11 protein-coding genes are annotated in these 11,713 nt (G+C 65.1%); all 11 read left to right on the top strand.

Annotation, left to right across the window (positions count from 1 at the left end):
* The 11 genes from ACSU1G_RS25370 (at position 1) to ACSU1G_RS25420 (ending at position 11,710) form a co-directional block, all read left to right on the top strand.
* Entirely contained in the window at positions 1-1,311 is a 1,311-nt protein-coding gene (locus ACSU1G_RS25370) for a protocatechuate 4,5-dioxygenase subunit alpha/beta (protein WP_439282856.1), read from the top strand.
* 3 nt (positions 1,312-1,314) lie between these two features.
* A complete protein-coding gene (locus ACSU1G_RS25375; RefSeq protein WP_439282858.1) occupies positions 1,315-2,277 on the top strand; it encodes a Gfo/Idh/MocA family oxidoreductase in 963 nt (320 codons plus the stop codon).
* A gap of 35 nt (positions 2,278-2,312) precedes the next feature.
* Positions 2,313-3,272, top strand: coding sequence for an aldo/keto reductase (locus ACSU1G_RS25380; protein ID WP_439283125.1), 960 nt, complete (start codon positions 2,313-2,315; stop codon positions 3,270-3,272).
* Positions 3,269-3,967 (top strand): substrate-binding domain-containing protein, encoded by a 699-nt coding sequence (locus ACSU1G_RS25385; RefSeq protein WP_439282860.1) that lies wholly within the window; start codon positions 3,269-3,271, stop codon positions 3,965-3,967. Before ACSU1G_RS25380 ends, ACSU1G_RS25385 begins: the two co-directional genes overlap by 4 nt.
* Positions 3,968-4,094: 127 nt before the next feature.
* Positions 4,095-4,919 (top strand): IclR family transcriptional regulator, encoded by an 825-nt coding sequence (locus ACSU1G_RS25390; RefSeq protein WP_439282862.1) that lies wholly within the window; start codon positions 4,095-4,097, stop codon positions 4,917-4,919.
* Positions 4,920-5,006: 87 nt separating this feature from the next.
* Positions 5,007-6,311: a cytochrome P450 gene (locus ACSU1G_RS25395; RefSeq protein WP_439282864.1), complete on the top strand. Its 1,305-nt coding sequence runs from the start codon at positions 5,007-5,009 to the stop codon at positions 6,309-6,311.
* Between the two features lies 1 nt (position 6,312).
* Complete coding sequence (locus ACSU1G_RS25400; RefSeq protein WP_439282866.1) at positions 6,313-7,386, top strand: PEP/pyruvate-binding domain-containing protein; 1,074 nt, start codon at positions 6,313-6,315, stop codon at positions 7,384-7,386.
* Between the two features lie 52 nt (positions 7,387-7,438).
* A complete protein-coding gene (locus ACSU1G_RS25405; RefSeq protein WP_439282868.1) occupies positions 7,439-9,289 on the top strand; it encodes a PEP-utilizing enzyme in 1,851 nt (616 codons plus the stop codon).
* Positions 9,290-9,306: 17 nt separating this feature from the next.
* The gene (locus ACSU1G_RS25410; RefSeq protein WP_439282870.1) at positions 9,307-10,062 is read left to right on the top strand and encodes an SDR family NAD(P)-dependent oxidoreductase; all 756 of its coding nucleotides are present in this window, start codon (positions 9,307-9,309) and stop codon (positions 10,060-10,062) included.
* A gap of 30 nt (positions 10,063-10,092) precedes the next feature.
* A complete protein-coding gene (locus tag ACSU1G_RS25415) occupies positions 10,093-10,413 on the top strand; it encodes a 2Fe-2S iron-sulfur cluster-binding protein (protein WP_439282872.1) in 321 nt (106 codons plus the stop codon).
* A 13-nt stretch (positions 10,414-10,426) separates the two neighbouring features.
* A complete protein-coding gene (locus ACSU1G_RS25420) occupies positions 10,427-11,710 on the top strand; it encodes an NAD(P)/FAD-dependent oxidoreductase (protein ID WP_439282874.1) in 1,284 nt (427 codons plus the stop codon).
* The last annotated feature ends 3 nt before the right edge of the window (positions 11,711-11,713 follow it).

Consider the following 11,713-nt stretch of genomic DNA (forward strand, 5'->3'; position numbering starts at 1 on the left):
ATGGCACTCGATAAGCCGTACAAAGACGTCCCCGGCACCACGATCTACGACGCCGATCAGGCCCGTAAGGGTTACCACCTCAACCAGTTCTCGATGTCGCTGATGAAGCCGGAGAACCGCGAGCGGTACCTGGCCGACCGTGCAGCCTATCTCGACGAATGGCCGCTCAACCCGGTGCAGCGGCAGGCCGTGCTCGACATGGACATGAACACCATGATCGCCGAAGGCGGGAACATCTACTTCCTGAGCAAGATCGGCGCCACGCACGGTCTGAGCTTCCAGCAGATGGCCGGATCCATGACCGGGATGTCGGAAGCGGCCTACCGCGACATGATGGTCGGCGGTGGACGCAGGCCCGAGGGCAACCGTCTCAAGGATCTCGATGGATGGACGCCTCCGGAGCCCGGTGAGAAAGCGAACACCTTCCGACCGGATGCTCCGGCGAAATACACCTCGGCACTGTTCACCTCGCACGTGCCAGCGATCGGTGCCGCGATGGATCTCGGTAAGACCGAGGAGCCGTACTGGAAGAAGGTGTTCGACGGCTACCAGTGGACCCGCAAGTGGGTGAAGGACCAGAAGCCTGACGTCGTCATCCTCGTCTACAACGACCATGCCACCGCATTCGATGCGTCAATCATCCCCACGTTCGTGCTCGGCACCGGCGCCGACTATCCGGTTGCCGATGAGGGCTATGGGCCCCGCCCGGTGCCTGATGTGAAGGGCTATCCGGAGCTTGCCGCGCACATCGCCCAGTCGGTGATCCAGGACGATTTCGACCTCACGCTCGTGAATGAGATGGTCGTCGATCACGGACTCACGGTGCCGCTGTCGCTCGTGTTCGGCGAGGTCGACGAGTGGCCGGTCAGGGTCATTCCGCTGGCGGTCAACGTCGTGCAGTATCCGGTGCCGTCTGGTCGCCGTTGCTACGAGCTCGGGCGTGCGCTTCGCCGCGCGCTGGACAAGTGGGATGGCGAAGAGCTCAACGTGCAGATCTGGGGCACCGGTGGCATGAGCCACCAGTTGCAGGGCCCGCGCGCCGGGCTCATCAACGAGGAGTGGGACAACGCGTTCCTCGACCACCTCATCGAGGACCCGCTGGGCCTGACCGAATGGCAGCACATGGAGTACGTCGACGAGGCGGGTTCCGAGGGCATCGAGCTCGTCGACTGGCTCATCGCACGTGGTGCGATGGATGATCAGTTCGGTGGGGATGCTCCTGAGCTGAACCACCGGTTCTACCATGTGCCCGCGTCGAACACGGCGGTCGGACACATGGTGCTGACCAACCCGTCTGCCCACAAGGAGTAGTGCATGACTGACAAGATCCGCGTAGCCGTCGTCGGCGCCACCGGCGCCTTCGGCATGAAGCACCTCGACGCTCTGGCGAACATCGACGACGCCGAGGTGACTGTCGTCAGCGGCACGCAGCTGGAGAAGACGCAGGCCGTCGCCGACAAATACGGCGTGCCGACGGCGGTCGTCGGCCTCGACGCCGTGCTCGAGCGCGACGACGTCGATGCCGTCATTCTCGCGACGCCGACCGGCATGCACGCCGCTCAGACGCAGGCGGTGCTCGCCGCGGGCAAGCACGTGCAGGTGGAGATTCCCCTCGCCGATTCGCTGGCAGATGCCGAGGCGACGCTCGCGGCAGCCGAAGCGGTCGAAGCATCCAATCTGGTGGCGATGGTGGGGCACACGCGACGGTTCAACCCCTCGCACCAGCTCGTGCACAACCAGATCACCGCGGGCGAGTTCAATGTGCAGCAGATGGACGTGCAGACGTACTTCTTCCGCCGTAGCAATACGAACGCCAAGGGCGAAGCGCGCTCGTGGACCGATCACCTGCTGTGGCACCACGCAGCGCACACGGTCGATCTGTTCGCCTACCAGGCGGGCAAGATCGTGCAGGCGAATGCGATTCAGGGCCCGATCCATCCGGAGCTCGGCATCGCCATGGACATGTCGATTCAGCTCAAGAGCGAATCCGGCGCGATCTGCACGCTGTCGCTGTCGTTCAACAACGACGGCCCGTTCGGCACGTTCTTCCGCTACATCGGCGACACGGACACGTATATCGCCCGCTACGACGACCTCTTCAACGGCAAGGAAGAGCAGATCGACGTGTCGAACGTCGCCGTCAGCATGAATGGCATCGAGCTGCAGGACCGCGAGTTCATCTCCGCGATCTGTGAAGGGCGCGAGCCGAACTCCTCGCTTCGTCAGGTCATCGACTGCTACCGGGTGCTCGGTCAGCTGGAGGAGCAGCTCGCGTGACTGTGTCTTCGGGTGGGCCGCAGGCGCTTCCCCGCATGGGGCTCGGATGCATGAACCTGAGCCACGCCTACGGCATCCCACCGTCTGCTGAGGACGGGCTCGCACTGCTGCGGGCAGCGCTCGACGGCGGTGTGACGCACCTTGACACCGCGACGCTGTATGGCGCAGGCAGTAACGAAGAACTTGTCGGGCGCGCGCTGCGTGGGCGGCGCGATGAGGTCGTGCTGGCGAGCAAGGGCGGCATGGCGATGACTCCCGAAGGCAAGGTGATCGACGGTCGTCCTGCCACGCTGCGCGCCCAGGTGGATGCTTCGCTCTCCCGGTTGGGCGTGGACCATATCGATCTGTACTACCTGCACCGGTGGGACAAGAGCGTGCCGATCGCCGAGAGCGTGGGCGCTTTGGCCTCGGCTGTCGAGGCGGGGAAGATTGGTGCGATCGGGCTGAGCGAAGTGTCGGTCGCGACGCTGCGCGCGGCGCAGGCGGTCGCCCCCATCGCCGCCGTGCAAAACGAGTACTCGCTGTGGAGTCGCAACCCAGAACTCGGGATGCTTTCGGCTACGCAGGAAGCGGGTATCGCGCTGGTCGCGTTCTCGCCGGTGGCGCGCGGATTCCTCAGCGATTCGGTCGGGGACCCTTCTGCGTTGGCGGAGAAGGATATTCGTCGCGCGATGCCACGGTTTCAACCGTCGAACTGGGCAGCGAATGCTGCATTGCTGCCGGCCTGGCGTGCGCTCGCCGCAGAGGCTGGTGCTACGCCCGCGCAGCTCGCGCTCGCCTGGCTGCTCTCTCGCGGCGAGCACGTCGTGCCGATTCCCGGGACGACCAGCATCGACCATGTGGGCGAGGACTTCGCCGCGGTTTCGCTGACGGTGGATGCCGCGCTGCTGGCGCGCGCGGGTGAACTGATTTCCACTTCCACTGTTTCGGGTCCGCGCTATGCGCCGGGTCCTGCCGCCGAGGTGGATGCTGAAACGTTTGAGGACGCCGCGTGAAGGCGATCTCCTCGATGGCGACCCGGCATGTGCTCGCCGATCTGGCGGCCGTGGCAGTCGATGCGGGGCTGCCGCTCGTCGAGGTCGAGTCAGTCGGGGGTGTGGATGCTGCCGAGCGGGTGGCCGCAGGTGAGCAGTTCGACCTCGTGTTCCTGGCTTCGGGGGCATTGGGGAAGCTCGCCGATTCGGGACACGTGGATGCCGCAACCGTCGTGCCGCTCATGCTGTCGCAAGTGGCGGTGGCCGTGGCATCCGGTTCGTCCGAGCCTGCCGCGCGACCAGATGGCGCCGCGTTCGACGACGCCGCGGGGCTGCGTGAGGCGCTGCGCGCGGCGAAGCGGATCGGGTACTCGACCGGCCCCAGCGGCACGGCCCTCGTTCGCATGATCGAGGCGTGGGGTATGACCGAGGAGATCGGTGATCGGCTCGTGCAGGCGCGCCCGGGTATCCCGGTGGCGCGCTCGCTCGCCGACGGCGATGTCGACCTCGGCTTCCAGCAGCTCAGCGAACTCGTCGGCCAGCCTGGTGTGCGCATCCTCGGTGTGATGCCCCCCGACTGCGCGATCGATACGGTATTCGGCGGGGCGGTGGCCACGGCATCCTCCGACAAGGACCGCGCGGCCGAGGTGCTGGCCTTCTTCGCGTCTGCCGAGGCCGCCCCGATCAAGACGGCGCAAGCCTTCGGCGCCCCCTAACCCCCGCCCGCCCCGCCCGCCCCGCCGACACGACCCCGCCCGTCCCGTATTAGAAGGGCTGTGGCTGGCGGCTCGAGCGGCGTACACTTCCACTCACCGGAAGCGGTTCGTCACGAGGAGGTGGCCGATGGCTGAACGTGCGGCCGAGCCAGGGCAGAGCGTTACAGGGCGAGTGCTCACGATTCTGGCGCTCTTCGAGCGATCGCTCGCACCGCGAAGCCTGACTGAGATCAGTGCCGAGACCGGATTGCCGTTGAGTACGACCCACCGCCTGGTCGCCGAACTGGAAGTATGGGGCGCCCTGCAAAGGGACGACAACGGTCGCTATCAAATCGGGCTGCGGCTGTGGGAACTCGGCCAGCACGCAGGACGTCAGGTGCGCGAGATCGCCCGGCCTCTGCTGCAGGACCTCTTCACCCTCACTCAGGAGATGGTGCACATCGCGGTCAGAGAGAACGCCGAGGCGCTGTACATTGACCGCGTATACGGCACCAGGCGCGTACCGCAGGCGACGCGCGTCGGTGGTCGACTGCCGTTGCATGCGACCGCAGTCGGCAAGGTGCTGCTCGCATTCGAGGAGCCATGGGTGCGCGAGGCGATCATCACGCAACCACTCGAAAGACGCACAGCGCTGACGCACGTCGATCCGGATGCTCTGCGCGCTGAGTTGGCAATGGTGCGCTCGCAGAGCTTCGCCACGACGGTCAACGAAGCCCGGCTCGGCGCGACATCGATCGCTGTGCCGGTGTTCCAGTTGGGGGTGGTCGGCGCTGCCCTAGGGGTGGTCACCACGACAGATGCCGCGTCATCGATTGAGCGTCATCTTCCGGCGATGAGGGGGATCGCGCGACGCCTCGAAGCGAGTGTCGGCGGCTTCCCGTTGCAGACACTTCAACAAGCCGCTTCCACTGGACGGAAGTCGACCACCCGAAAGCCTGATCCGAAGCGTTAGATGAACACTAGTTCCGGCGGCCCACCTGCACATCATGGAAGGTCGTCGGAATCCCAATGCATCAGGTGCTGACACGAAGGAGTCGTCATGGCACTCTCGCCAACCGAAGCCCGAGCCGCAGCCGCAGCCGGCTGCCCCGTCGATCACAGCGCAGCCGCTCAGGCTGAGGCCGCCCACGATCGCCATGGCTATGAGCCGTTCGATATGAAGAACCCGTTCCCGTCCTACGCCGAACTGCGTCGCAACGAGCCCGTCATGTACGACGAGAGCATCGACTGCTGGGTCGTCACCCGCTACGCCGATGTGAAGTCGACGTTCGAGAACTGGGAGATCTTCTCCAGTGAGAACGCGCAGGCACCGGTCCGTGAGCGTGGCCCGCAGGCCACGCAGATCATGAAGGATGGCGGCTTCACCGCCTACTCCGGACTATCCGCTCGCATGCCTCCGGAACACACCCGCATTCGCGCCATCGCACAGCGTGCGTTCACCCCGCGCCGCTTCAAGGCGCTTGAGCCCACGATCCGTGAGAACACCCGTGCCGCGCTCCAGGGAATGCTCGCGAACCCCGACCGCACCGGCGACTTCTTCGCCCAGGTCGCCTATGACATCCCGACCATCACGATTCTCACTCTGCTCGGCGTCGACCCTTCGCTCGTCCCCACCTACAAGCGCTGGTCGGATTCCCGGGCCGCGATGACGTGGGGAAACCTTGACGACGAGGATCAGATCCCGCACGCACACAACCTCGTCGAGTACTGGCAGGAGTGCACCGCGCTGGTCACCGAGGCCCATGCCGCCGGAGGCGACAGCCTGATCGCCGACCTCGTCACGGCGCAGGACGGTGGAGCGGAGATCACCGATCACGAGATTGCCTCGCTTTGCTACAGCCTGCTGTTCGCAGGGCACGAGACCACCACGACCCTGATCGCGAACTGCATCCGCGTGTTGCTGACGCATCGCGAGCAGTGGGAGCACCTCGTCGACGACCCCAGCCGCATCCCCAGTGCGGTCGACGAGGTGCTCCGTTTTAGCGGCTCGATCGTCGCCTGGCGCCGCCGTGCGCTGGCCGACACCGAGATCGGCGGTGTGGCGATCCCGAAGGGCGCGAACATCCTGCTGGTCATGGGCTCCGCCAACCGCGACGCCGAGGTCTTCGAAAACCCCGACGCTTTCGACATCGGCCGCAGCGACGCCCGCAACCACCTGTCCTTCGGTTTCGGCATCCACTACTGCCTCGGCAACATGCTCGCCAAACTCCAAGCGAAGATCGCCCTGGAAGAGACCATCTCCGCCGTCCCAGGCCTGCAACTGGCCGAGGACGCCGACATCGACTTCCGTGAGAACCTCTCGTTCCGCGTGCCGCTCTCCGTACCTGTCACCTGGGAGGCCTGACATGAACGACTACCTCTTCATCCGCTTCTTTGACACGGCAGGTGCGACGACGATCGAAGACCTCGGTGGCAAGTGTGCATCGCTGGTGAACCTCACATCGGCGGGGATGCCGGTTCCTCCCGGCTTCGCCGTGACCACCGCTGCATATACCTCCTTCGTGGAACTCACCGGCCTCGCCGATGAGATCGATCATCTGCTTGAGGGCCTCAACGCCGACGACGTATCCGAGGTCGACGCCGTGTCGGAGAAGATCCGCGCCGAATTCTCCACCCGTGAGATTCCGGATGCCATCGTCGCCGAGTTCGATCGCGCTTACGCCGCACTGCAGCAACGCTTCACCGAGGAGCAGCCAGTGGCAGTGCGCTCGTCTGCCACGGCTGAGGACCTGCCGGATGCGAGTTTCGCCGGACAGCAGGACACCTACCTGTGGCTGCGGGGTCGGGATGCTGTCGCCGAGCATGTGCGCCAGTGCTGGGCCTCGCTCTATACCTCGCGTGCCATCGTTTACCGCCTGCGCAATGAGATCCCGGACGAGGGTCTGTCCATGGCGGTCGCGGTGCAGAAGATGGTCGACGCGAAAGCGGCAGGAGTCGCCATGACCATCGACCCCTCCAACGGTGACCGCTCCACCATCGTCATCGATGCGGCCTGGGGCCTGGGCGAATCCGTGGTTTCCGGCACTGTCACCCCCGACAACCTGCACATCGACAAGGTGCTTCTGACGATCTCCGAGGAGCAGATCGGTGAGAAGCACATGGAGATCGTTCCGGATGCCGCATCCCGCGGCGTCGTCGAACGCGAGGTGGAGGCAGAGCGCCGCAGCATCCGCTGTCTCACTGACGAAGAGGTTACCGCCGTTGCGGCGATCGCGAAGCGCGCGGAGAAGCACTTCGGCTCACCCCAAGACATCGAGTGGGCGATCGATCGCACACTGCCCGCCGGTGAGAACCTGCTACTGCTGCAGTCCCGCCCTGAAACGGTGTGGTCAACGAAACAGCCAGATCGCGCGCCGACGAGTTCCGGCTTCGGAATCGCCAGTATCACCCAGTCCTTGATGACCCAGATCGGCCGCTGAGCCGCTTACCCGAAGTTTCCGAAGATCCCGCAGTCCCCGAAAGGACGCAGTCATGTCAGAGTCGACCGCTGTAGACACCACCACCACCACCGCACGCAATTCCTTCCCCAGCCCCTATGAGCAGGAGCCGCCTGCTGGCGCCGAGGGGTGGAAGGACCTCTACGCCTACAACCTCGTGTTCCAGGACAACCTCCGTGAAGTGGAGGAGAACAAGTTCTGGTTCTGTGACAGCCAGCACTGGCCGACAGTGACCAAGCCCTTCGAGACGATCGGATTCGAGTTCGCCGTCGGCTGCCTCGGCCAGTACAACGCTCGTCAGCTGCTCATCCCCACCGCGAACGGCATCGAGTATCGCATCCACAACGGCTACGTCTTCATGTCGCCGGTGGCGGTTGACCCGCAGCACATCGAGGCGCGTGTTCCGGAATTCATGAAGCGCGCCGGGCACTACTTCGAGAATTGGGACAGCCTGCTCGAAAACTGGCACAAGAAGCTCCGATCCACGATCGATGAGATCGAGGCACTCGACTTCACCGGACTGCCGGATGTCATCCCGATCGAGGACGTGCTGGCAGGTAAGGGTACGAGCCCTGCCACGGAGTTCCTGGAGAACTACGACCGCCTCATCTCGTTGGCCTACCGTGCCTGGCAGTACCACTTCGAGTTCCTCAACCTCGGCTACGTCGCCTACCTCGACCTGTTCATGTTCTGCAAGGAGTTGTTCCCGCGGATTCCCGACCTGGCCATCGCGACGATGGTGCAGGGCGTCGACATGGACCTGTTCCGCCCGGATGACGAGCTGAAAAAGCTCGCCAAGATCGCCGTACGCGACGGCCTGAGCGACCTCTTCTCAGACGCACCGGACGCCGAGGCTACACTGGCAGCGGTCACCGCACATGCTTCCGGTGCCGCCTGGATGCAGGCGTGGAACGACGCACAGGACCCGTGGTTCAACTTCACAACAGGCAACGGCTTCTACGCACACGACCAGTACTGGCGTGATGTACCGGCGATCCCGCTGGCGTTCATCAAGGGCTACATCGATCGACTGCAGACCGGCGCCGACATCGACCGGAACGTGGACGTGCTCGTCGCAGAGCGCGACCGCATCACCGGCGAGTACGCCGAAATGCTCTCCGGTGACGAGCTGGCTGCCTTCCATGGCAAGCTCGGACTGGCGCGCGTCGTCTATCCCTACGTGGAGAACCACAACTTCTACATCGAGCACTGGACCATGGGCGTCTTTTGGCGCAAGGCCCGGCAGCTCTCGAACGTGCTGCATGAGGCCGGTTTCTGGGCCGAGCCGAACGACATGTTCTACCTGCGCCGCGACGAGGTGCGCGAGGTGCTGTTCGACTATGTCAACGGCTGGATGGTCGGTGCTCCCGCGATCGGCCCCTCACGCTGGCCGGCGGAGATCGAACGTCGCCGCGGCATCGTGGACGCACTCTCGACCGCACGCCCGCAGCCTGCCCTTAACACGCCGCCAGCGGTCATCACCGAGCCCTTCACTCTCATGCTCTGGGGGATCACCGACGACCAGATCCAGAACTGGCTGGGCAAGAGTGACGTCCCCGAAGGCACGCTGAAGGGCATGGCGGCCTCTCCCGGCATCGCCGAGGGCCCCGCGCGCGTCATCGGCTCCGCAGACCAGCTCTCCGAGGTGCAGGACGGCGAGATTCTCGTCGCTCCCGTCACCGCTCCCAGTTGGGGGCCGATCTTCGGCAAGATCCGCGCAACCGTGACCGACATTGGCGGCATGATGAGCCACGCTGCCATCGTCTGCCGAGAGTACGGGATGCCTGCCGTCACGGGCACGGGCACCGCATCCGTGAAGATCAAGACCGGCCAGCGGCTGCGTGTCGACGGAAACTCCGGCACCGTCACGCTGCTGGATGACTGAACGGGCCAGGAGCTGACATGACCGGTACATCGAATGCCCGCACCGTCGTCGTCACAGGCGCCGGCGGCGGCCTCGGAGCGCAGTTCGCGCGAGCCTTCGCCGCACTAGGCGATCGAGTGATCCTCGCCGACATTGACGCGGATGCCGCATCCAGAACCGCTGCCGAGATCTCGTCCACAGCCGCCGTCCCTGCACTCGCGGTGCACGTGGACGTCACCGACCGTGCGTCGACGGATGCCCTAGCCGCCGCGGCGATAGCCGTTGGGGGATCCGTCGACGTGCTGATCAACAACGCCGCCATCTACGGCGCGGTCACGCGCTCGCCGTTCGAGGACATTGACGAGGACGAGTGGGACCGGGTGATGGCAGTGAATCTCAAAGGTCCGTGGCAAGTGGCCCGCGCCATGTCGCCGCACCTCGTCAGTGGCGGCCGGGTGATCAACATCTCATCGGCCACCGTCTTCAGTGGCTCGGCGCAGTGGGCACACTACGTGGCATCCAAGGCCGGTGTCATCGGCCTCACCCGAGTGCTCGCCAAGGAACTCGGCGCTCGCGACATTACGGTCAACACCGTCGCGCCCGGGTTCACTCTCACCGAGGCCAGTACTGCACTGATCGAGAACGCGGCCGAATACGGTGTCGACCGCGGGGCGATCCGCAGGCCGATCTCTCCCGAGGACATCGTCGGGACCGTGCTGTACCTCGCCTCACCCGCCAGCGCATTCGTCACCGGGCAGACCATCGTCGTCGACGGCGGACGCCAGTTCATCTGACCACCCTTATCTGATCGAAGGAGACCAATCATGAGCACCGTCATCTACACCGCCGACGATGGCATCGTCACCGCGATCGACGGCCGCCCAGGTGACTCGGTCATGGAGACCGCTGTTCGCAACGGCGTGCCAGGCATCGTCGGGGAATGCGGGGGAAGTCTCTCCTGTGCGACCTGTCATGTCTTCGTGGCCGAAGAAACCCGCGATCTTGTTGGCGGGCCGGGTGATCTCGAGGACGAGATGCTCGATGGCACTGCCGTCGATCGCCGGGACGAGTCTCGTCTGTCCTGCCAGATCAAGCTGCAGGACGGCTGCGAATACCACGTCACCACACCGAGCGACCAGATCTGATTCGGAGCACACCATGAACGTGACACTCATCGTCGGAGCCTGCCAGGCTGGCGTGCAGATCGCATCGGTCATGCGCGAACGCGGGGACACCTCCCCGATCATCCTCATCGGCGAGGAAGCGCACCGTCCCTATCAGCGACCGCCACTGTCCAAAGGCTGGATCAAGGGCGAGCTGCAGCCGGATGACGTGATCCTGCGCACCCGGGAATGGTTCGCCGACCGCGATATCGAACTCGTGACCGGCGACCGGGTCGTCACGGTGCACCGCACCGCCGACGGTACGGGCACCGCGGTGACCGAAGGTGGTCGCCGCATCGCCTTCGATCGTCTGGCGCTGACGACCGGAGCATCCGCTCGTCGTCTGCCCTTAGAAGGCACTGACTATCACGGCGTGCACTACCTGCGCGACGCGGATCATGCGATCAGCCTGCAGCCCGCGCTCGCCGACGCGTCGGCAAAGAATGTCGTCGTGATCGGTGGCGGTTTCATCGGCCTGGAAACCGCGGCTGTCGCCCGAGGGCTCGGCAAGAACGTCACGGTGCTCGAAGCCGCACCTCGCCTAGTCGGACGCGTCGTCGCGGAGGAGACCAGCGCCTTCTATCTGGGCGCGCATCGGCGCCGCGGAGTGCAGGTCGTCCTGGATGCGCGCATCGCGCGCATCATCGGCGGCGATGCCCGCGTGGCTGGTGCCCAGGGATCGGTAACCGGAGTCGAGCTCGAGGACGGCACCGTCATTGCCGCCGACCTCGTTCTGATCGGCGTCGGCGTGATCCCGCGCACGGAGCTTGCCGAGCAACTGGGCCTGGACGTCGAGGGTGGCATCGTCGTGGATGCGGCGGCCCGGGCATCCGATGGTCTGACGGTTTCGGCAGGCGACTGCACCATGATGCCCAATCCCTACCCGCTCGGCATGGGCGGCAGCATCCGGCTGGAGAGCGTCAACAACGCACTCGAGCAGGCGAAGATCGCGGCTGCTTCCCTTCTCGGTGAACCTGCGGAGTACCGCTCGGTGCCGTGGTTCTGGTCGGACCAGGGCGATCTGAAGCTGCAGATCGCGGGGCTGTCGACCGGCTACGACAGCGTCGTGGTGCGCGGCGATCCCGACACCGAGAAGTTCGCGGTGCTGTACTACCGCGAAGGGCGATTGATCGCCGCCGACGTCGTGAACCACCCGGCGGAGTTCCTGGCGATCAAGTCGGCCCTCATCAAGGGTGGGACGATCTCACCCGCCGCCGCGGCCGACGTCAGCACATCCCTGAAATCCGCCATCGTCCTGCCCGACGCAGTGAACGCCTGATAT

Source organism: Microbacterium sp. A93 (assembly GCF_051842835.1).

Coding starts and splice junctions, on each gene's coding strand:
- ACSU1G_RS25370 (WP_439282856.1), top strand. CDS start 1: ATGGCACTCGATAAGCCGTACAAAGACGTCCCCGGCACCACGATCTAC.
- ACSU1G_RS25410 (WP_439282870.1), top strand. CDS start 9,307: ATGACCGGTACATCGAATGCCCGCACCGTCGTCGTCACAGGCGCCGGC.
- ACSU1G_RS25405 (WP_439282868.1), top strand. CDS start 7,439: ATGTCAGAGTCGACCGCTGTAGACACCACCACCACCACCGCACGCAAT.
- ACSU1G_RS25380 (WP_439283125.1), top strand. CDS start 2,313: ATGGGGCTCGGATGCATGAACCTGAGCCACGCCTACGGCATCCCACCG.
- ACSU1G_RS25390 (WP_439282862.1), top strand. CDS start 4,095: ATGGCTGAACGTGCGGCCGAGCCAGGGCAGAGCGTTACAGGGCGAGTG.
- ACSU1G_RS25415 (WP_439282872.1), top strand. CDS start 10,093: ATGAGCACCGTCATCTACACCGCCGACGATGGCATCGTCACCGCGATC.
- ACSU1G_RS25420 (WP_439282874.1), top strand. CDS start 10,427: ATGAACGTGACACTCATCGTCGGAGCCTGCCAGGCTGGCGTGCAGATC.
- ACSU1G_RS25395 (WP_439282864.1), top strand. CDS start 5,007: ATGGCACTCTCGCCAACCGAAGCCCGAGCCGCAGCCGCAGCCGGCTGC.
- ACSU1G_RS25375 (WP_439282858.1), top strand. CDS start 1,315: ATGACTGACAAGATCCGCGTAGCCGTCGTCGGCGCCACCGGCGCCTTC.
- ACSU1G_RS25400 (WP_439282866.1), top strand. CDS start 6,313: ATGAACGACTACCTCTTCATCCGCTTCTTTGACACGGCAGGTGCGACG.